Genomic DNA, 22,273 nt, shown 5'->3' on the forward strand with positions numbered 1-22,273 from the left:
TTATTGCGTGTTTATAATTTCATTATATTTATAAGACTAATCTCAATTTTTTAATATAAAATAATAAACTATGGATCTATTTGTGTTAGTGCCAATTTTTGGTGTCATAGCTTTGCTTTATACATTTCTTCAGAGCAGCTGGGTCAATAAACAGAATGCCGGAAATGAAAAAATGAAAACAATCAGCGGCCACATTGCAGATGGTGCAATGGCTTTTCTAAAGGCTGAATACAAAATCTTAACGTACTTTGTTGTAGTCGTTGCCATTTTACTGGCAGTGATGGGGTCAAGTAATGCCAATTCACACTGGAGTATAGGAATTGCCTTTGTAGTAGGTGCTATTTTCTCAGCATGTGCAGGTTTTATCGGAATGAAAATCGCTACCAAAGCTAATGTCAGAACAGCTGAAGCGGCAAGAACTTCACTGTCAAAAGCCCTTAAAGTATCTTTTACCGGAGGTTCTGTGATGGGAATGGGAGTAGCTGGCCTTGCTGTTTTAGGATTAGGTGCTTTATTTCTGATCATTAAGCAGATTTTCGCCCCTGAAGCTACCGTAGATTCCCACGAAATGGAAAGAACCATTGAAATTCTCACCGGATTTTCTCTGGGTGCTGAATCTATCGCCCTTTTTGCAAGAGTAGGAGGCGGTATTTATACAAAAGCGGCAGACGTAGGTGCTGACCTTGTGGGAAAAGTGGAAGCCGGAATTCCAGAAGACGATCCCCGAAACCCGGCTACCATTGCTGATAACGTTGGAGACAATGTAGGAGACGTTGCTGGAATGGGAGCAGACCTTTTCGGATCTTATGTGGCGACGGTTCTGGCTACTATGGTATTAGGAAGAGAAACCATTTCTGATGACGCCTTCGGAGGCTTTGCCCCGATTCTTTTACCGATGCTGATTGCAGGAACGGGAATTATATTTTCAATGATCGGAACTTTATTTGTAAAAATTAATGATAATGAAGGTTCATCTACTTCCAGCGTACAGAATGCATTAAATCTTGGAAACTGGGGAAGCATTGTGATTACGGCTATTGCTTCCTATTTCCTGGTAACGTATATCCTTCCTGAAAAAATGGTTTTAAGAGGACATGAGTTTACTAAAATGGGTGTTTTTGGAGCGATAATGGTGGGATTAGTAGTAGGAACCTTAATGAGTATCATTACAGAATATTATACAGCTATGGGAAAAAGACCGGTTTCCAGTATTGTGAGACAGTCTTCTACAGGGCACGCAACCAATATTATCGGCGGACTTTCCGTTGGGATGGAATCTACTTTACTTCCCATCATTGTACTGGCAGGAGGAATCTATGGTTCTTATCTGTGTGCCGGACTTTACGGAGTGGCCATTGCCGCAGCTGGAATGATGGCTACCACAGCAATGCAGCTAGCTATTGATGCTTTTGGGCCTATTGCAGACAATGCCGGAGGTATTGCGGAAATGAGTGAGCTTCCCAAAGAAGTACGTGAAAAAACAGATATTCTGGATGCTGTAGGAAATACAACGGCTGCTACCGGAAAAGGATTTGCCATTGCTTCAGCAGCTTTGACAGCACTGGCTTTGTTTGCGGCTTTTGTAGGAATTGCAGGAATTGATGGTATCGATATTTATAGAGCAGACGTTCTTGCCGGACTTTTTGTCGGAGGAATGATTCCGTTTATCTTCTCATCCTTGGCGATTACCGCAGTAGGACAGGCTGCCATGGCCATGGTAGAAGAAGTAAGAAGACAGTTCCGCGAAATTCCGGGAATTCTGGAAGGGAAAGCACAGCCGGAATATGAAAAATGTGTTGCCATTTCTACCGATGCGTCCATCAGAAAAATGATGCTTCCCGGCGCAATTGCCATCGTTTCTCCTTTATTAATAGGATTTATTTTTGGTCCCGAAGTATTGGGAGGATTTCTGGCTGGTGCCACAGTATGCGGTGTTTTGATGGGAATGTTCCAGAACAACGCAGGCGGGGCCTGGGATAATGCCAAAAAATCATTTGAAAAAGGAGTTGACATCAATGGTCAGACTTATTATAAAGGCTCAGAACCTCACAAAGCATCTGTGACAGGTGATACGGTGGGAGATCCGTTTAAAGATACATCAGGACCATCGATGAATATTCTGATTAAATTAATGTCAATTGTTTCTCTGGTAATTGCACCTACTTTGGCTGTTTTGCATAAAGATAAAATTGAAGCCAACAGAAAAGCAAAAATTGAAAGTCTTACAGGAGTTTCCGGTATGGCATCAGCTGTAAGTGGTGATACTCCGATCATTACTGCTGTTCCCGGAGAAATTAAAGGATATCTTAACGAAAACGGGGACTTTGTGTATGAAACAGGAAATCTTCAGAAAATAAAACTGAATGGAGGAAAAACAATTGCCATAGGTGATGGAAGCCAGCTTTACCAACTTTATAATGTGGTGAAACAAAAAGATAAATCGGCTTTAGATCCCAATAAATGGTACACCATTGAAAACCTTTATTTTGAAACAGGTTCCAGCGATCTGAAAGTGGAATCCGCACTCCAGCTCAATACGCTGGCAGAAATTTTAAATGCTTATCCCGATCTGAAAATAAAATTGGGCGGATATACAGACAACAGTGGTAACGAGGACAGTAACCTTAAATTATCCAATCTGAGAGCGCAGACAGCCAAACTCAAACTACTTGAGCTAGGTATTGCAGCAGACAGAATAGAAGCAGAGGGATACGGATCACAATATCCTGTATGTAAAGCCAATGATACTGATGAATGTAAAGCAAAAAACAGGAGAATTGATGTAAGAGTATTGGCTCTTTAAATCAAAGCATAAATAGTACAAAAGCATCGCCCTGGCGGTGCTTTTTTAGATTATAAAACGAAACTCACACAAATAAATATCTACAATCATCTGTGAAAATCTGCGCAATCTGTGGTTCAAAAAGCATCTGTGCGATCTGTGGGAAAAACAACTGCAGCAACATCAAAGATTCCTTTTCAAATGCTCCAGAGCCTGAATGATCAATTCATCTTTTTTAGCAAAACTAAACCTGATATAATCTGAATTGTCTCTGGAATTATAAAAAGCAGAAAGTGGGAGACAGGAAACTTTTTTCTCTATCGTAAGCCATTTTGAAAACTCTACATCTGTCATGCTTTTAGAAATACTCCTGAAATTTACAACCTGGAAAACACTTCCTTCCGCTTGTTGTTCAATCTGAAAAGGGGTTTCCTTCATCATTTCATTAAAAATATCTCTTTTCTTCTGCATGAGTTTTTTATTGATAAGCGGATCAAATACATCAAGATATTTGGCGATGGCATATTGTGCCGGAGCATTGGCACTGTAAGAAATATACTGCTGATGGCATTGAAATCTTGTTGTTAACGTTTCAGAAGCCAGCATATAGCTCACCTTCCAGCCGGAAGTATGAAACATTTTGCCAAAAGAAAAAATACAGAAAGTCTTTTCCCTAAGTTCAGGATGAATAAAAGAACTGTAATGTTCTGTCTCATCATAACAATATGTATCATATATTTCTTCGGAAATCAAATAAATATCACGATTTTTAATCAGTTCATAAAGCATGTCCCAGTCTTCTTTTTTCCATACTTTTCCCGTTGGATTCTGCGGGGAATTGACAATGACTGCTTTTGTCTTTTCCGTAATACATTTTCTGAACAGCTCCCAGTTAATCGTAAAATCATTATCAAGATCATAATAAACAGGAATTCCGCCGTTCATTACAACAGCAGGTCCGTATGTATAGTAGGAGGGTTGAATAATAATAACTTCATCACCTTGATTCAGAATTGATTTAAGAGAAGTATATAAACCAAAGGTTGCACAGGGGATAATAGTGACTTCCTTAGCAGAAACTGAAATTGTATGGGTTCTTTGGGCATTGAAACGGATAATACTTTCAATCAGAAGAGGATTTCCGGCAAGAGGTTCATAATGATGGGTATTCTCTTCGGCAGCTTCTTTTAGAAAAGCCTTCAGACGTTCATCAATATCAAAATCGGGAAGTCCCAGAGAAAGATCAAAGCTTCCATGGCGGGCTGCCAGTTTTGACATTTCTGTGAAAAAAGAGTAATGAGTAAATCCGTAAATTTTATCCACCTATTTTGTATTTTAATCAAATATAATAAAATTTAAGTATCAAATTATATTTAAAACCTGTATGCTGTTAGATTTGTAATGAACTGCATATTATTTTGTCCTGTTGATTATTGATGCCGGGATTCAATAAAAATTGTTATTTTTAAGAAATTTATTCTTTATGAAAAAAATACTTATCCCGTTATTGGCCATGGCGGTAGTAACCAGTTGCGGAACGGCAAAAATAGCTGACGGAAGCGCGTCACATTCTGTTTCAACAAAACATAACAAAGCATTTAACAATGCCTATAAAGAGATTAATGCAGAGGATTTAAAGAGAAACCTGTACGTTATTGCAGCAGATGATATGGAAGGGCGCGATACCGGAAGCAAGGGGCAGAAAAAAGCGGGTGAGTATATGATTAATTATTACAAAAATCTGGGTATTGCAGCTCCTAAAGCACTAGGATCTTACTATCAGAAAGTGCCGTCTGAATTCATGAAGAAAAGAGGTGGCGGCAATCTTCCTGATTCTGAAAATATTTTAGCGTTTATTGAAGGAAGTGAAAAACCGGACGAGATTGTAGTGGTTTCAGCACATTATGACCATGTAGGTACAAAAAATGGAGTGGTATACAACGGAGCAGATGATGACGGAAGCGGAACCGTTGCTGTAATGGAAATAGCCAAAGCGTTTCAGCAAGCTAAAAAAGCAGGAAAAGGGCCTAAAAGATCCATCCTGTTTCTCCATGTTACAGGAGAAGAACATGGACTTTTCGGTTCAGAATATTATTCCGAAAACCCTGTTTTTCCATTAGCCAATACCGTTGTTGACCTTAATATTGATATGATAGGACGTGATGATCCTGCCAACAGAGGTAAGCAATATGTTTATGTAATTGGTTCTGATATGTTAAGCTCTCAGCTTAAAGTCATTAACGAAGCAGCTAACAAAAGGACCAACAACCTGGAACTGAATTACAAATACGATGATCTGAATGATCCTGAACAATTGTATTACCGTTCAGACCACTATAATTTTGCCAAGCATAATATTCCTGTAGCCTTCTTCTTTGACGGTATTCACGAAGACTATCACAAACCGGGTGATGATCCCGAAAAGATTGATTATCAGTTATTGGAAAAGAGAACCCAGCTTATTTTTACCACAGCATGGGATATTGCCAACAGGGAAGAAAGAATTGTCGTTGACAGAAAATAATCACCAATTTTAGATTACACTGAAATACATTGGTAAGCCCAAAGGCATAAAGTATCTTTTATTTATAGCGCTTTTAACATGATCAAATTTTATAGGAGATAAAATCCCTGCGCCTTAAAAACTTCATCATAAAAATATCTCCTATGTTTGTATAAGTTATAATTTTCCTTATCTCAATTATTATCTTAGCAATAAAGTGAATAAGGATGAGAGTTGAATAAAAATCCAATAGTTCAAAGAAACATATTCGGCGCAAGAAATCACCTCATCCTTTTTTATCTTTTAGAGTCAGAACAGAATGTAAGGAATTAAAAACAACTTTTAATATCCAGAATATCCAATTAGGAGAAAAGACGAAGGAAGATTCCTCACTTAAACAGAATAAAATATGAGAGTATTAAAACAAGTGGCAGGTATAGATGTAGCTCAACAAGAATTAGTAGTTACTTTAGGTTTTCTATATGAAGATCAGACTATAAAATTTATAGCTTATAAGGTATTTACAAATACAGATACAGGAATCCAATTATTGATTAATTGGGTTGAAAAACAAATTGTTGAAGGGCTGGAAATTCACTATATTATGGAAGCCACAGGGATTTATCATCAAAAATTTGCTTATTATCTGGCTGACAATAACAAAAATGTCTATATCGTTTTGCCTAATAAAATAAGCAGTTATATAAGAACTCTTGATATTAAAACGATAACTGATAAGAGTTGTTCTCAGGCTATTACTCAGTTCGGTCTTGAAAGAAAATTAAGTGTCTGGAAAAAGCCTGATCAGACTTATAATGAGCTGCAACAGCTGACCAGAGAGCGAGATCAAATTGTTCAGGAGCGGAGTGTAATAAAAAATCAACTCCATGCGGAAACTGTTCAAGCTCGTCCTCATTTAAAAAGTATAGAAAGAATGCAAGCTCGCCTGAATTTACTCAACGCTCAAGAAAAAGAAATAAAGAAAGATATCGATACTATTATCAATACTAATGCTGTAGTAAAACAATCGATAGAACGACTTACAACGATACCTGGAGTTGGTGTTTTAACTGCCGCTACTGTTTTGGGAGAGACCAATGGTTTTGAACTGATTAGAAATAAGTCTCAATTATCAAGTTATGCGGGTTTAGACGTTAGGGAAAAGCAATCTGGAACATCAGTAAAAGGTAAATCACGAATATCCAAAAAAGGAAATAGAAGCTTAAGAAAATGTTTGTTTTTACCTGCTCTAACAATTGTGAAGTGGGATGATAATTTTAAAGAAATTTACATAAGGCTGACCTCAAAACATGGAATAAAAATGAAGGCTCTAGTAGCGATCCAAAGAAAAATATTAGAATTGATCTATATTCTTTTTAAAAATGAAACGGTCTATGACAGTAAGTATAAATCAAAAAATAGCGTGAAAACTGAGATAGTATAGCACGCTACAGAGTCTAGCTCTGGGCCGACTTAAGAAACAAATTTACAAAAAAATAAATTTTATTTGCAGGTTAACACAGAATCTTGCGCCTTTGCGTTTACCAAAAAACCATCAACATGAAAACCATAATCCGAGAAGCAAGACCAGAAGATATTCCACAGATTCAGAGGGTAAGAAACGCTGTGAAAGAAAACACGCTGCCACATCCTGGATTGGTTACCGATAAAGACTGTGAGGAATTTCTGTTCCAGAGAGGGAAAGGCTGGGTTTGTGAGGTGGAAGATCAGATCGTTGGTTTTTCCATTGCAGATCTGAAAGAAAACAATATCTGGGCGCTCTTTGTACATCCTGATTTTGAAAACCAAGGATTGGGTAGAAAACTTCATGAAACCATGCTCAACTGGTATTTTGAACAAAACAAAGATTGCGTATGGCTTGGGACTTCACCAGAAACAAGAGCTGAGATCTTCTACAGAAAATCTGGCTGGAAGGAAGCTGGAACTCATGGAAACGGAGAAATCAGGTTTGAAATGACTTATGAAAACTGGAAAAATAGAAAAACTATGACCCCAAAACTAAAATCCATCAGACCTTTTATCGGAGCACAAAACTTTGAGATCAGCAGAAATTTTTACAGAGATCTGGGATTTGAGGAAGTTGTTCTTGAACCGAAATTATCACTGTTTGTAAGAGAAGAAATAGGCTTTTACCTTCAGGATTATTATGCAAAAGATTGGGTGGATAATACCATGATCTTTATGGAAGTTGCCGATACCGATGAATTCTGGAAAGAACTCTTGTCTCTGGAGCTTACAGAAAAATATGAAAATGTGAGGCTTACTCCTGTAAGAACAATGGATTGGGGGAAAGAGTGCTTTGTACATGATCCGTCAGGAATATTGTGGCACTTCGGTGAGTTTTTTAAGAAAGAAATATGATTTACGCATTTGATACCTATTATTATGAGGATTATGCCAATACCGTGTGTATTGCATTTGAAGACTGGACCTCTGAAAAAGAAGTGGAAACGTTTATAGAACAAACTCCTGTGAGTTCAGAATATGAAAGCGGAGCCTTCTATAAAAGAGAATTACCCTGTATTGTAAGCCTGCTGAAGAAAATTACATTAAGATCCGGAGATATCATTATTGTGGATGGATACGTCACTTTGGATGATCACGGGAAAATTGGCCTGGGTGGTCATCTGTATGAAGAACTGGAGGAAAAGTATCCTATAGTTGGGATTGCAAAAAATGAATTTACAACATCGGATTTCCAACGGAGAAGTGTATTTCGTGGAGAAAGTAAGACTCCGCTATTTGTTACTGCCAGAGGAATGAGTGTAGATGAAGTTCAGTCGAAAGTAGAGCAAATGCATGGCGCTTACAGGATTCCTACATTATTAAAAAAACTTGATCAGCTAAGCAGAGCATAAATAATAAAATCTTACCCAGAAAGTAAGATTTTTTTCTTCTTATTAATATACCGATTGGTATATTTTAGCTATCTTTGCTATATTCCTTTGTCAAAATAAAAAAGGATTTTTTTAAAAACAATAATATACCGGTCGGTATATTTAAAAATAAAATCTATGAAAGAAGTATTTATAGTAGCAGCAAAACGAACCCCGCTTGGTGGTTTTATGGGAAGTCTGTCAGGATTAACAGCACCTCAGCTGGGGGCTTTGGCCATTCAGAATGCTTACGAAAGTATCGGACTTGCTCCGGAACATATAGACAGTGTATACATGGGAAATGTGCTGAGTGCCGGATTGGGACAATCGCCAGCAAGGCAGGCGGCTATCTTTGCCGGAATTCCTGTGGACAAAGACGCTACCACAATCAACAAAGTTTGTGCTTCCGGAATGAAATCGGCAATGATGGGTGCACAGCAGATCCAGCTTGGGATGGATCATATTGTTATGACGGGAGGAATGGAAAGCATGAGCAACGTTCCGCATTATGTCAAAATCCGCCAGGGAATAAAGCTGGGAGATACCAATCTTACGGACGGATTGATTAAAGACGGGCTCTGGGATGTCTACAATGATTTCCACATGGGAAGTGCAGCTGAATTGGGTGTGAAGAAATATGGACTTACCAGACAGGAGCTTGATGATTATGCCCTTCTCTCATACCAGAGAGCTCAGGAAGCTGCAAAAAACGGCAAGTTTGGCAACGAATTGATCCCAATATCCATTGAAGGGAAAAAAGTAACTGCAATCGTTGATAAAGACGAAGATATTGATAAGCTTGTCCCGGAGAAAATTTCCTTGTTGAAACCTGTATTTGAAGAAGACGGGACCCTCACAGCAGCCAATTCCAGCAATCTGAATGATGGTGCTTCTGCCATAATATTAGCCTCTTCAGAAGCTATAGAAAACCATAATCTGAAACCTTTGGCAAAAATAATAGCCTATGCAGATGCTGCGCAGGCACCGGGATGGTTTACTACTTCACCTTCCATCGCTATTCAGAAATTGTTGAAACAAACAGGTCTCAATCTGTCAGATATCGACCTTTTCGAGATTAATGAAGCGTATTCTTCAGTCATCTTATCCAATCAGAAAATCCTGGGTTATGACCTGAACAAAGTCAATGTATATGGTGGTGCAGTGGCATTAGGACATCCGATCGGTGCTTCAGGAGCAAGAATTATGACCACTTTAGTGAATGTTTTACACCGGGAAAAAGGGAAGTACGGAATTGCTGCCATCTGTAATGGAGGAGGAGGCGCTTCCGCCGTTCTTATTGAAAGTATAGGCTAAAAGGGATAAAATACTTTAGATTCCAATTATTATATTAAAAAAGATCTTTCTTAAAGTTAAATTTGAGAAGGATCTTTTGCGTTGGTAACAGATTGATTATCCATTGGTCAAACAGAATATTCAATAAGTACAGACGAAGGTTTAATGCTCTATTTTTATTAAACTGATAAATATCATTACATTCTTATTTTTATTCATTCTAAATAAATATAAATTTGTCCCAAGAAATTGAACAAAGAAAATGAAAAAAATAACTACTCTTTCTGGTATTGTACTTGCATCCCTGACGAATGCGCAGCTGCAATATTGTATGCCAACCTTTCAGTATGGAGCTGACAGTAATATGATCAGTAATGTGACTTTCGGAACGATTAATAATTCATCACCCGTTCAGTCCTCCAATGCACAAATTTATGAGAATTTTACGGCAATCTCCACAGATCTGCAGTCGGGAAGTTCTTATCCAATCTCTGTACAAGGTCCTTCCAGTACATTTCCCAGCGATGTAGTTGTTTTTATAGACTTTAATCAGAACGGAAATTTTGATGATGCAGGAGAGAGCTTTTATATCGGAAGACTTGATGCCGCTAATCCGGCCAATGCTTTTACAGTGAATAATACCATAGCAATCCCGGCTAATGCTGCCAGCGGAAGTACAAGAATGAGAGTTCTTAAAAATACCAATGTTCAGGCTTATTCAAATCCGTCAGCCGCTAATTCTATAAGCTCAGCTTGCGACAGCAGTTTAAGAGCAGGGCAGACGGAAGATTATACATTGAATATCATTGGAAATACGGCGAGTTTCCCGGCTCCTTATTGCGGTACTGAAAATATTACAAGCTCAACCGTGAGTGAGATCAGTACGGTAGAATTTGCCGGAGTTATTAGAAACAGTGCACTTGACGGGAATTCTGATGTACTTGAAAACTTTACAGCAACAGTTTTCAATGTGAACCGTGGAAATAGCTATCCTATAAATATTACAGGTGGTACCCATGGCCAAACCACCGTATCCGCTTATGCTTATATTGATTTTAACCATAATAAACAGTTTGATGCCGATGAGCAGTTTAATCTGGGCTATCTGGATAATTCCAATCCGGTTCCCGGCCATCAGTCCGGGGTGACAACAGGAAATATCACCATTCCGGCAGGAGCACAGTTGGGAGAAACCCGTTTCAGACTGGTAAAAGCCTATGAATCCAATTCATGGATGGGAGCTTTGAAGAATCTTCCGTGTCCTTCAGATTGGTTTATCGGCCAGGCAGAAGATTATACTATAAATATTCAGCCTGAGAGTCTTTCAACCCTTGAAGTTTCCAAAGAGGCATCAAATCTTGTTACAATATATCCAAACCCTACCGCTAATTCTATAACAATCAAGATGAAAGGAGGATTGGAGAAATATGAAATTTATAACATGTCCGGACAAAAGATGCTGGAAGGTAATTCGATGACGATTTCAATGGACCGTTTTGTTCCAGGAACTTATTTGATCAAAATTCATACAAAAAATCAGAAAACAGCTACAGAAAAGATTATTAAAAAATAGACACATCATATCTAAATCATATCCATATCAATTTTTGTTTTTTAATCGACAGGTCTTTTACCTGTCGGTTTTTTATTTGCTGTTTTTAAGCTTTTATATTACGATTCAGATCCCAGTAAATCCATCAAATCCTGTTTAGACAATCCCTGAAGTTTCTTTCCATCTGTAGTCAGCAGATTCTGAGCCAGTTCTTTTTTCTTCTTTTGAAGGGTAAGAATCTTTTCTTCTACAGTATTGGAGCAGATCATCCGTACAGCAATTACATTTTTGGTCTGTCCTATACGGTAACTTCGGTCAATAGCCTGGTTTTCAGCTGCAGGATTCCACCATGGGTCAACAAGATAAATATAATCTGCCTGGGTAAGATTGAGACCGACACCTCCGGCCTTTAAGCTGATCAAAAATACACGGATATCTTCATTGTTCTGAAAATGAGCTACTTTTTCACCTCTGTCTTTCGTTTGACCTGTTAAATATTCAAACTGAATATTGTGGCGTTTCAGCTCAGCTCTGATCAGATCCAGCATTCCGACAAATTGTGAGAAAACAAGGATTTTATGATCTTTGGATTTTCCAAGGATCTGTTCCATCAGAATTTCAATTTTAACGGCATTTTCACCTGAATATCCCTCTTTCATCAGAACAGGGGAATTACAGATCTGTCTGAGCCTCGTAAGTCCTGTAAGGACGTGCATGCTGTTTTTGTTAAGATCATCGTCATCATTGGCGGCAATAAACTCACGAAGTTCTTTTTCATAAGCATCGTAGATCTTGCGCTGTTCCGTATTCATTTCACAGTAAATTACTGTTTCAGTTTTCTCCGGAAGTTCTTTGGCAACCTGTTTCTTTGTTCTTCTGAGAATAAATGGCTTTATCTTTTGCTGAAGCTCTATGGCACGTTTGCTGTACTCAAATTTATCAATAGGAATAGCATAAATGTCTTTAAAATACTGTTTATTTCCCAACAATCCGGGACAGGCAAAAGAAAGCTGGCTGTAAAGGTCAAAGGTGCTGTTTTCAACGGGCGTCCCCGTCAGTACAATTCTGTTTCTTGATTGGAGAAGTCTTGCGGCTTTGTATCTTTCTGAATTAGGATTTTTAATCACCTGTGATTCATCCAGAAATACATAATTGAAATTAAAATTTTTCAAAAATTGAATGTCAGAAAGAAGCATTCCGTAGGTGGTAAGGACCACTTCATAATCAGGCATATGAGCTGTTGTTTTCGGTCGGTCCACACCATAATGAAGCAGAACTTTTATGGAAGGTGCAAATCTGCTGATCTCTTCCTGCCAGTTGAAGAGCAGGGAAGTAGGAACCACAATCAGGTTGGTGGTATGGCCTCTTTTTTCCCTCTGCGAAAGAATAAAAGCAATGATCTGAATGGTTTTTCCAAGCCCCATATCATCTGCAAGACATCCTCCGAAGTTGAAACTGTCAAGAAAATTAAGCCAGTTCAATCCGTCATGCTGATAATCTCTCAGCTCAGCATTCAGCTCAGCGGGAACAGCTACTTCCGGAATGTTCTTTACTTTTGAAAACCTGGCGGAATAGGAGGTAAGTTCTTCCTGAATCTCCTTGCTCAGAATTTCTTTTTCAAACAGCGACGTTACCTCCGAAAAATTGATTTTCGGAATCTTTAAAAGCTCTTCATCAATTTCTCCCGCTCTGAAGTAAGCAGCTATCTTTTCCATCCATTCTTCGGGAAGAATTCCCATGCTGCCATCATCCAGCTGGACAAATTTACTCTTATTCCGGATGGCCCGGTGAAGCTGTTTCAAAGAAGCTTCTTTAGGTCCAAATCCTACTTTCAGCTTAGCGTTAAACCAATCCAGTCCGCTGGTAATCTGAATATTGATTTTTGCCCGGTGAGGATTTAATTTATTGTTTTTTAATTCGTTAAAGCCAAGTATGGTAATTCCTTCGTTTCTCCAGGTCTCAAATGCTTCAAGAAACCAGTTGTTATCCAGGAACTTATCCCTGTGGAGATAAAAATACTGGTAGCCGTCCATCTGATCTTCAAAATCAGGATGCTGCTGCATCACCAAAGAAGTAAAACGGGCTTCAGCTGATTCGTTTCTTTCTATTTTAAATGGATTTCCATTCTGATCGGTATCAAAGAGCTGCTTCCTGGAATAGACTGGAACTTCCACATCACCGTATTTCATGACGGGAGTAATTCCTATATAATTTTCCTGCTGACGGAGATAAATGACTTTTTCAGTCTGATAATTCTTGTCTTCAAGCTGTACTTTCGTTGCGGGTTGTATATAGCTGTAATTAATATGGATACGCTCTTCTAAAGTAGACAGGATGTCCTGCATGAAAGCTTCATATTTTGAAGAATGAACCAGTAAAATTTCATTATGAGCCTTAAAGAACCGGATGATTCTGAGCATGTCCGGATTGTCTACAAAGCTGAAAATGTTTCGGTTATATACAAAATACTCATTTCTGAGAACTATATTTTTAAATGGAAGAGCAATGTCATTAAACAACAGCTCTCCGGTGATTTCAAAAAACGGATCTTTCTTAAGTACAGATAATTGAACCTCCGCATCTAAAGTATTTAATTCAATAAAGGAAAGTGACTTTGAGGAAACGGTTTCTGCGATCTCCCTGTCATGATAATAGACCTCAAGCTCCAGAGGATTCTGTACAATGAGCCTTAAAGCTTCCAGTTCTGCCGTATTGTAATCTTCATTATAGTTGTTCTGAAAAGTAGTAATGGCAGTATAAAATTTGATGTCTGCCGGTTTCTCTGCTTTCCAGATAAGCTGCATAGCATCTACAGGAGTTACGGGATTTTTGAGCTTTCCTGTCTGTGTTATTTCTGCCTCCATCAGAGAGAAGGTCATATGATTGTAATAACGGTGTTTACCGATAACCAATATCTGCTTTTTACCCGATTCCAATACTGCCAGCTCATCCAGTTTAGAAGGAAGCTGAGGAAGAAGATCCCTTGTCAGCATCACATCATCTGCAGGAAGCATTTCTTTGATTTTGGGCAGTATTTTAATTTTACCTTCAGTAAATTCCAGTTCAAAATACTGATCCAGATCCGGCTCATTTTCCAGACCATATTCTTTTGCTCTGGGAAGAAAGGTTTTTTTGCGGAGTGCGTCATCAAAAAACAGGCGATAGTTTTTATCCTCAATAATGCAGTGGATTATTTCTGCCTGATGAGAACAAAGCTGGTTCTTTTCATTGCTGCAGGTGCAGGAACAAAGCAGAGTGCTGTTTATTTTGCTGATGGTAACCACCGGAAAATCCTGTAATGAAGACTCTTTTGTAAATATTCCTGTATTATTTTCAATAGCCACAGGATAGATCTCACGAAAATCCCTGATCCCGATAAACGTACTGTCTGAGGTATGTTTCAGCAGGTCATATACGGAAAGTGTACTGATATTGATGTTGTCAAGAATATATTCTGCCATAAAAATAGATCGGGACAAACTTACAAAAAACAAATGTATTGAAGAATCCGTTTTGGCTACACCTTACCCCATTTTGGCAACTCCGGCGTTTCTTCTAATGCTGAACTTTGTCCTGTAATTTTAAACCAAGAAAAATGAAAACAATTTTTATAACAGGTGCTTCTACAGGATTAGGAAAAGCAGCTGCCCAATTATTTCAAAACAACGGATGGAAAGTAATCGCCACTATGAGAAACCCTGAAGCAGCAGCTGATCTTGCGGCTTTGGAGAATGTAACTGTACTTCCGCTGGATGTTACCAATCCGGAACAGATTAAGTCTACTGTAAAGCAGGCTCTTGAACTTGGAGACATCGATGTGGTGTATAATAACGCGGGATATGGCCTTATAGGACCTTTGGAAGCGCTTTCTGATGATCAGATCGTCAAACAGCTTGACACGAATTTATTAGGGGTTATACGCGTTACACAGGCATTTATTCCTTACTTCAGAGAACAGAAAAAAGGTATGTTCATTTCTACAACGTCTATAGGAGGACTGGTAGCATTCCCATTGGGTTCTACTTATCATGCAACCAAGTGGGCGCTTGAAGGGTGGAGTGAAAGCTTAGCTTTTGAGCTTAATACTTTGGGAATTGATATTAAAACTGTTTCTCCAGGAGGAATCAAAACGGATTTTGTAAGCCGTTCTCTGGACTCAGCATCCAGTCCTGCTTATGAAGAGATGACGAATTCTTTGTTTTCTAAAATGGAAGGAATGATGGAAGCGGCATCTACACCGGAACAGATTGCAGCAGTAGTTTATGAGGCTGCAACAGATGGTAAAAAACAACTGAGATATGTGGCCGGAGAAGATGCTAAAGCCATCTATGCACAGCGTCTTGAACTAGGTGATGAAGCATTCAGAGAGCAGTTCGGAAAACAGTTTATGTAATCAGGTTTTTGAAAGACAGTATAAGTAAATTACATTTGTACTGTCTTTTTCACCCAATAATTTATAATTTTATATTATGGAAAAAAAAGATAATATTCCCCTGAAGATCTCATCCATATCAGAATTGCACGATATGCTGCAGCTGCCCAAGCCGCTTCATCCGTTGGTAAGCCTTGTGGATAATACGAAAATGAGTATCAGAAAAGATATGCTGAAGAGAAGCTTTATCCTGAATTTCTATAAGATCTCGTATAAATATTCCACGGTGGGAAAAATGGGCTACGGCCAGGGATATTATGACTTCAATGAAGGAGGCATGATGTTCACAGCACCCGGACAGGTTCTTTCCACCGATGAGAATGCAGAATACAGCGGGTATACTTTGCTGGTACATCCGGATTTTATCAGAAGTTATCCTTTGGCAAAGAATATCAAAAACTTCGGTTTCTTTTCTTATGATACGAATGAAGCACTGCACTTGTCTGATCAGGAAAAGACAACGATAACAGGCTTGTTGGATAATATTGGAAATGAATTAAATACAGCTATTGATGAAGTGAGTCAGGACGTTATTGTTTCTTATATTGATGTGCTTCTCAATTACAGCAACCGTTTTTATAAAAGACAGTTTATTACCAGAAAGGCAGTCAATAATGATGTGCTGGCTAAAATGGATGTGGTGCTGGAAAAGTATTTTAACGAGCAGGAAACATTAAATAAAGGGCTTCCAACAGTGGAGTTTCTAGCATCCACACTCAATCTGTCACCCCATTATCTGAGTGATATGCTTCGTAACCTTACCGGATTGAATGCCCAGCAGCATATTCATGAAAAACTGATTGAAAAGGCGAAAGAATATCTTACTACCACAGGTTTTTCTGTATCTGAAGTAGCGTATGCTCTCGGATTTGAACATCCGCAGTCTTTCAATAAGCTGTTTAAAAAGAAAACCGATAAAACACCATTGAGTTACAGACAGTCTTTCAATTAAATAAATACAAACACCTGGTTCAAATATCAGGTGTTTTTTATTGTGTGCTTTTTAGCCAACACTTTGTTTTTCTTTAATCAAAGCTTCAATTTTAAATTTTGCAGTGGTCCATTCATCATCCAAAATACTGTAATAAGCCGCATTTCTTGTGCTTCCATCCCTGAGAACTTTGTCTTTACGTAAAATACCTTCAAATACACCACCGATTTTTTCGATCGCTTTTCGTGATCTGAAATTATCGTCTTTCGTTTTCAACTGTACCCTGTTTGTTTTCAGCACATCAAAGCAGAAGGTGAGCAGTAGTAATTTGCATTCCAGGTTGATGGCTGTTCCCCAGAACTCTTTGGTGATCCATGTCCATCCGATTTCCAGTTTTCTGTCTGCAGGATATATTTCAAAAAAGCGGGTGGAGCCGATCAGTTTTCCGGTTTTTTTATGTCGTATGACAAACGGGTACTGATTTCCGGTTTCTCTTTCTGATAAAGCGAATTCATAAGTTTTATAAAACATCGTCTCCTCTGAACAGTCGGTAGGAATGAGTTCCCAAAGTTCTTTATCTGATGCGGCAGTATATAATTCTTCAAAATGCTGTTTTTCAAGAGGAATTAATTCAACTGTTTCCCCTTCCAAAATGGTTGGATAAGCAATCCATTTTTCTTTCATGGCTCATTATTTATACAACGAAATTAATGAAAAAGTTATTTAAACATTATAAAACCACAAAAGACACAAAAGCTTTTTAAACACTTAAACTATTTAAAGTTATATGCTTTGTGTATAAAAGTATCCTAAAGTTTTGTTGAAAATCAAAGATTTTCATCTTATGTGAACTTAATTACACAGTATTTCCTTAAACTTTCTAAAGTATACCAAAGTGTTTAGAAAATAAAAACTTTTGTGACTTTTGTGGTTAAGTTTAAACAGACTTGAAAATAAAAATTTGTGTTCAAAAAATAAAGTGATTTTCCACCATAATGAGGTCGGCAATTTCATTAATTGGTCAAAATGGAACATAAAAATGACAAAAATGAACTACATTTTAATAGCGCAGCGTGTCTAAATTTGCAAAAAGGATTTTATTACCCTGTTATAATGAACGAGACCCCATCTTTTAATGCAAAAATGCCGACCGCCTGTTTTTCACTATTCTTTGCCCACGGGCTTGTTTTTTCCTCCTGGGCGAGCCGGATTCCTATCATTAAAACTGCTCTTTCCATTACTGAAGCACAGTTGGGAACGCTGTTGCTTCTGATGCCGATAGGACAGCTGTCGACGATGGTTCTGGCCGGAAAACTGATCAGCATCTACGGAAGCAGCGGAATTATTAAAAGATGCTTTATGCTGTATCCTTTTTTTCTTCTCTTAATTGGCTTATCACCTTCTTATTGGACTTTAGGGGGCGTTCTGTTCTTTTTCGGCGTGTCCGGGAATATGTGCAATATTGCCATCAATACACAGGCAATTGAGATAGAATCTATCACGAAAAGAACCCTTCTTTCTTCATATCACGGGGCATGGTGCTTTGCAGGGCTTACAGGGGCTTTAATCGGGTTGCTGATGATTAATCTCCATGTAGGAACTTTTTATCATTTTCTTTTTATTTTCATTCTGGTAGGAATACTTTGGTTTTACAGTACAAAAAATCTGACCAATATTATTCATAAAGCAGAACCGCAGACCCGTTCCATTTTCAAAGCGGTGAATCCTACACTGATTGGTTTGGGAATTATAGGCTTTCTGAGTATGGCGATTGAAGGCGCAATGTTCGACTGGAGCGGGGTTTATTTTCAAACTATAGTTAAAGCACCTGAAAACCTTGTCATACTGGGATATACAAGTTTTATCTTAATGATGACTTTAGGTCGTTTTATCGGGAATAAAATCATTGAAAAATATGGGAAAAAGATCGTTCTGCAGTGTTGTGGACTGCTGATGAGCAGCGGACTTTTCCTAAGTGTTTTCTTTCCGGAACTGTGGATCTGCATTATTGCCTTTATGATTATTGGCCTTGGAAGTTCCCTGAGTGTACCTTCCGTTTACAGTACAGTAGGAAAAGTGAGTACCGTAGCTCCGAGTATTGCTTTGTCATTTGTTTCCAGTATTTCATTTTTAGGATTTCTGATGGGTCCGCCTCTTATCGGATATATTGCAGAAAGTTTTGATCTTAGATATTCCTACGGACTTTTTGCCTGCTTTGGAATTTTACTGGCGGTTATGGCGGGGCAGATGAAAGTCTTCAGGAAATCATAATCAATTTCTTTTTAAGGGGTTTTTTGACATCTTTTAAGCGTTTTTTGACATGTTCTGGCTCATGATCGTTACCTAATCTTGCATTGTAAAATACTTTTTATCTTTATTAAAAATTTCCTTTTATGAAGCCGGTCTCAGGAATTGTATCAGAATCTGTTATTGACCATTCTTTTTCCGTAAAACGATTGGAAGATGATCTCCCGTATTTCGTGAATTTTGTGAGGCTTAATTATCATCACATTGTAATGATTGAAAAAGGTAAAGGAGTACTGGTGATAGATGAGCGCTCTTTTGATATTACAGATCAGGAAATTTTTTTACTCTCAAAAGGCCAGATCTGCAGATTTGAAAATGATGCTGAAGTCTGTGGCTATCATATTTCCTTTGGCGATTGTTTCTGGGAAAGAGTTCCTTCCAGTGCAAGCAATTGCAAGGCTGTTCTGTTTAATAATGCTGCTGCGAATCAAAAACTGATACCGGACCAAGCTGAAACAGATGAATTTTTAAACTTATGTAAAAACTTATTGACGGAATACAAAGCAACATCTTATAGCAATCAAATGGATGTACTGGCGGCCTATTTAAAAATCATGATGATCAAGCTGGCGAATGTAAAAATGGTAAAAGAGGATACTTTTGACAGTCAGGATTATATCATTTACCGCAAGTTTATGGAATTGCTGAGCAGTCAGTATCATAGCCTTCACGCCGTGAATGATTATTCGGAAAGATTGAATATTACGCCAAGAAGGTTAAGTGAATTGTGTAAACGGTGTTCTGATAAAAGTGCTAAAGAAATCATCAACGGACAGATTATAGCAGAGGCAAAAAGACTTCTTCAGTTCAGTTCCCATTCTGTAAAAGAGATTGCTTATCAGCTTCATTTCGGTACATCGGAGCAGTTCAGCCACTTCTTTAAAAAAAATACGGAAATATCTCCGGCAAACTATCGCAGTAAGTTCATTCATATCGGAATATAATTTCGACGGAAATTTTGACATCTTATTGGCATTTATTGATATTCCGAAGCATTTCTAATCAGGATATCTTTGGATAAAATTATATAAAGATATGTCAGTACATCGTATGAAAGAAGTTGCGGGAATCATCATCCCGGACAGTAAAATTGCAACAGAAGCCACAGAACTTCTATTGGAACACGGAACAGAATTTATCTACAATCACTCTATGCGTGTTTTTCTATTTTCTTCCTTACATGCAAAACGTGAAAACAAAGCGCATGACTCGGAACTATTGTATGTAGCATCCGTATTTCACGATCTGGGGCTTGTTTCTCATTACAGCAGCCCGGATCTGAGATTTGAAGTAGACGGAGCCAATGCAGCCAGAGACTTTTTGAAGGGTCATGGTATTGCTCAGGATAAACTTCAGCTCGTTTGGGACACAATTGCCCTTCACACTACCATTGGAATTGCGGAACATAAAGAAAATGAGGTTGCTTTAATGTATTCAGGAGTGGGATTGGATGTGATGGGCGAAGGCTATGAAAACCTGAGTGCGGAACATCGGGAAGAGATTATCAGAGCTTTTCCGAGAAATGATTTCAAAAAGAAGATTATTCCTACATTTTTCGGTGGTTTTGAACATAAAACCGAAACTACTTTCGGAAATATAAAAGCAGATGTATGTGCCTTCATGATCCCAAATTTTGAAAGGAAAAACTTCTGCGACTGTATTTTACATTCTCCATGGTCTGAATAGGAAAATAGCTCTTTCAAAAAATAAACAGCCCCGGACATTCCTAGATGATCAGGGCTGTTATGGTTTATATCCAGTTTTCTATAAGATGAAGCCAGAGTGCTTTTTCTTTATCAAGCAAAAATACCGCAGATGATTTTCTCTTAGTCAGGACTTCTCCAGTGACCTGTGTTTCAATATAGGCAGCAAGTCCGTGATGCGCAGAATGATTCACTTCAATATTTTCAACCTGAAGACTTCGCTCAGGAAATTTTCCAAATACAGTTGGAAGCCATTCTTCAAGCATAGATAGGGTAACAGTATCTCCGTTTCCATTAATCAATTTAAAATCTTGTGAAAATCCGGCTAATAACTCCTGATAAAGACTTTCCTGATTTTCGGCTTTCCCCTGAAACCATTTTTCGATATTCCCGTGGAATTCTTCTATTTCGCAAATGATCTTTTCTGTATTATTCATAATTAAATGTATTATATCTTTTGATTTAAACTTATCTTTTAATTAATAATTTTGCTTAATCTGTTTCGTGCCCAGAGCCCAGCCAGCTGAAAAATACCTATCATTCCTACAGCGGCTGCAAAGGCTTCTGTAAACCCCAGAATTGGGATCAGATTAAAGAACAGCGTACCAATAACAGCTCCTCCGGTGACGCTCCCAATCTGAATACCAATACTTACCAAACCTGAAGCCTGCCCGGCTTTATCTTTTGAAACCAGGGAAATGGCCGTCCGCATCATGACCGGCATAATCGTACCATGTCCAAATCCGGCAATAAACAATGTCAGATGAGTCACAAATGAGGGTTTGTGCTGAAAATAAAAAACAGCTGCACTTATCAGAAATCCTGTCATTAACAATCCTAATCCTATATAGATCATTTTGGATGCGTTTAATTGTACTCTGGAAGTAACCAATGGTGCCAGAAAAAAAGCGAGACCATAAGGAATGATGGCAAATCCTGTCTGCATTGAATTTTGATGAAGAAACTGCTGAAGATAATAAGGATAGCAAATAAATAAACCAGCTGTGAAATTATAAAAGAAAATAATCAGAAGACTTAATGCGAAAGGTTTCTGCTGCAATAAAGCCGGCTCTATAAGTATGGGGCGATTATCTTTGAGCTGTTTCTTCTCGTGTTTTAAAAATAAAATTATTAATACGATTCCGGTGACAAATATTCCGAAAATCCACCATGCCCATTCGAATTTCTGGCCGAAAATAAGAGGGCAGATGAGAAAAAGTAAGGCAATAACTAATAATAAAGCTCCCACAAAATCAATACCTGTTTGTTCTTTCGGGGTACTGTTGCTCATAGTAAAATGAATGCCCAGAATACAGATAATGGTAATTGGCACATTGACAAGAAACACCATTTCCCAGGAAAAATTTCCCCAATGCATGCTTAAAAGAATTCCGCCAAATAACTGTCCGATCACCGAAGCAAGACCAAATACCGAGCTGAAAATACCTACGGCCTTAGGCTGTTCCTGACTGTTGAAAAGGTCTTTTATAGAAGCCAGTACCTGTGGAGCAAGCAGTGATGCACCAACACCCTGAAACAATCTGAAAGTAATTAACCATGTAACATCCGGAGAAAAAGCGCAGGCAAGAGAGGAAAACAGAAAAGTATACAATCCTGCTATAAATATCTTTTTACGTCCGTAAATATCACCCAGGCGTCCGCCACACACAACAAGTGCGGCATAGGTGAGTCCATAAATGGCTATAACCATCTGAAGCTGATGATCACTGGCGTTCAGTGATTTTTTGATGGAAGGCAGAGCCATATTAACAATAAAATAATCCAGTGGTGAAAGAAAAGCACCTGCAATCAGAAAGTTGAGTGCCTGCCACCGTTTCGGATGTATGTTCATATTTTTTTGAGCAAAATTACC

Annotated in this window: 17 protein-coding genes; 12 read left to right on the plus strand and 5 right to left on the minus strand. The window is 38.2% G+C overall.

Annotation, left to right across the window (positions count from 1 at the left end):
• The first annotated feature begins 70 nt into the window (after positions 1-70).
• The gene (locus V0410_RS02680; RefSeq protein WP_330746202.1) at positions 71-2,803 is read left to right on the plus strand and encodes a sodium-translocating pyrophosphatase; all 2,733 of its coding nucleotides are present in this window, start codon (positions 71-73) and stop codon (positions 2,801-2,803) included.
• A 162-nt stretch (positions 2,804-2,965) separates the two neighbouring features.
• Here the strand turns inward: V0410_RS02680 and V0410_RS02685 are convergent, their stop codons facing one another.
• Entirely contained in the window at positions 2,966-4,105 is a 1,140-nt protein-coding gene (locus V0410_RS02685) for an aminotransferase class I/II-fold pyridoxal phosphate-dependent enzyme (protein ID WP_330746203.1), read from the minus strand.
• Between the two features lie 160 nt (positions 4,106-4,265).
• Here V0410_RS02685 and V0410_RS02690 point away from each other — a divergent pair, with 160 nt between their 5' ends.
• From V0410_RS02690 to V0410_RS02715, 6 genes are all read left to right on the plus strand, one after another.
• On the plus strand, positions 4,266-5,306 hold the full coding sequence (locus V0410_RS02690) for a M28 family metallopeptidase (RefSeq protein ID WP_330746204.1): 1,041 nt from the start codon (positions 4,266-4,268) through the stop codon (positions 5,304-5,306).
• 388 nt (positions 5,307-5,694) lie between these two features.
• Complete coding sequence (locus V0410_RS02695; RefSeq protein WP_330742961.1) at positions 5,695-6,729, plus strand: IS110 family transposase; 1,035 nt, start codon at positions 5,695-5,697, stop codon at positions 6,727-6,729.
• Between the two features lie 116 nt (positions 6,730-6,845).
• A complete protein-coding gene (locus V0410_RS02700) occupies positions 6,846-7,667 on the plus strand; it encodes a GNAT family N-acetyltransferase (protein ID WP_330746205.1) in 822 nt (273 codons plus the stop codon).
• Positions 7,664-8,164, plus strand: a complete 501-nt coding sequence (locus V0410_RS02705; RefSeq protein ID WP_330746206.1) for an endonuclease V — start codon at positions 7,664-7,666, stop codon at positions 8,162-8,164. The genes V0410_RS02700 and V0410_RS02705 overlap by 4 nt, the downstream gene beginning before the upstream one ends.
• 156 nt (positions 8,165-8,320) lie before the next feature.
• On the plus strand, positions 8,321-9,496 hold the full coding sequence (locus V0410_RS02710; RefSeq protein WP_330746207.1) for an acetyl-CoA C-acyltransferase: 1,176 nt from the start codon (positions 8,321-8,323) through the stop codon (positions 9,494-9,496).
• 241 nt (positions 9,497-9,737) lie between these two features.
• Positions 9,738-11,048, plus strand: coding sequence for a GEVED domain-containing protein (locus V0410_RS02715; protein ID WP_330746208.1), 1,311 nt, complete (start codon positions 9,738-9,740; stop codon positions 11,046-11,048).
• A 98-nt stretch (positions 11,049-11,146) separates the two neighbouring features.
• Here the strand turns inward: V0410_RS02715 and V0410_RS02720 are convergent, their stop codons facing one another.
• Positions 11,147-14,488, minus strand: coding sequence for a DEAD/DEAH box helicase (locus tag V0410_RS02720; protein WP_330746209.1), 3,342 nt, complete (start codon positions 14,486-14,488; stop codon positions 11,147-11,149).
• Positions 14,489-14,622: 134 nt separating this feature from the next.
• Here V0410_RS02720 and V0410_RS02725 point away from each other — a divergent pair, with 134 nt between their 5' ends.
• Together V0410_RS02725 and V0410_RS02730 are read left to right on the plus strand one after the other, a co-directional pair.
• Positions 14,623-15,420 carry an SDR family oxidoreductase gene (locus V0410_RS02725; protein WP_227942818.1) on the plus strand — a complete coding sequence of 266 codons (798 nt, stop codon included), beginning with the start codon at positions 14,623-14,625 and terminating at the stop codon, positions 15,418-15,420.
• 76 nt (positions 15,421-15,496) lie between these two features.
• Positions 15,497-16,411: a helix-turn-helix domain-containing protein gene (locus V0410_RS02730; protein ID WP_330746210.1), complete on the plus strand. Its 915-nt coding sequence runs from the start codon at positions 15,497-15,499 to the stop codon at positions 16,409-16,411.
• A 51-nt stretch (positions 16,412-16,462) separates the two neighbouring features.
• Here V0410_RS02730 and V0410_RS02735 read toward each other — a convergent pair whose 3' ends face one another.
• On the minus strand, positions 16,463-17,074 hold the full coding sequence (locus V0410_RS02735; protein WP_330746211.1) for a GNAT family N-acetyltransferase: 612 nt from the start codon (positions 17,072-17,074) through the stop codon (positions 16,463-16,465).
• 429 nt (positions 17,075-17,503) lie between these two features.
• Here V0410_RS02735 and V0410_RS02740 point away from each other — a divergent pair, with 429 nt between their 5' ends.
• The 3 genes from V0410_RS02740 (at position 17,504) to V0410_RS02750 (ending at position 20,383) form a co-directional block, all read left to right on the plus strand.
• On the plus strand, positions 17,504-18,661 hold the full coding sequence (locus V0410_RS02740; protein ID WP_330746212.1) for an MFS transporter: 1,158 nt from the start codon (positions 17,504-17,506) through the stop codon (positions 18,659-18,661).
• Positions 18,662-18,783: 122 nt separating this feature from the next.
• Positions 18,784-19,641, plus strand: coding sequence for a helix-turn-helix transcriptional regulator (locus tag V0410_RS02745; protein ID WP_330746213.1), 858 nt, complete (start codon positions 18,784-18,786; stop codon positions 19,639-19,641).
• Between the two features lie 91 nt (positions 19,642-19,732).
• Positions 19,733-20,383 (plus strand): HD domain-containing protein, encoded by a 651-nt coding sequence (locus tag V0410_RS02750; protein ID WP_330746214.1) that lies wholly within the window; start codon positions 19,733-19,735, stop codon positions 20,381-20,383.
• A gap of 64 nt (positions 20,384-20,447) precedes the next feature.
• On the opposite strand, the gene V0410_RS02755 is transcribed toward V0410_RS02750, so the two are convergent.
• Entirely contained in the window at positions 20,448-20,837 is a 390-nt protein-coding gene (locus V0410_RS02755; protein ID WP_330746215.1) for a hypothetical protein, read from the minus strand.
• A 38-nt stretch (positions 20,838-20,875) separates the two neighbouring features.
• Entirely contained in the window at positions 20,876-22,252 is a 1,377-nt protein-coding gene (locus tag V0410_RS02760) for an MFS transporter (protein WP_330746216.1), read from the minus strand.
• Between the last annotated feature and the right edge of the window lie 21 nt (positions 22,253-22,273).

Source organism: Chryseobacterium sp. CP-77 (genome assembly GCF_036362765.1).
Lineage (GTDB): Bacteria > Bacteroidota > Bacteroidia > Flavobacteriales > Weeksellaceae > Chryseobacterium > Chryseobacterium cupriresistens.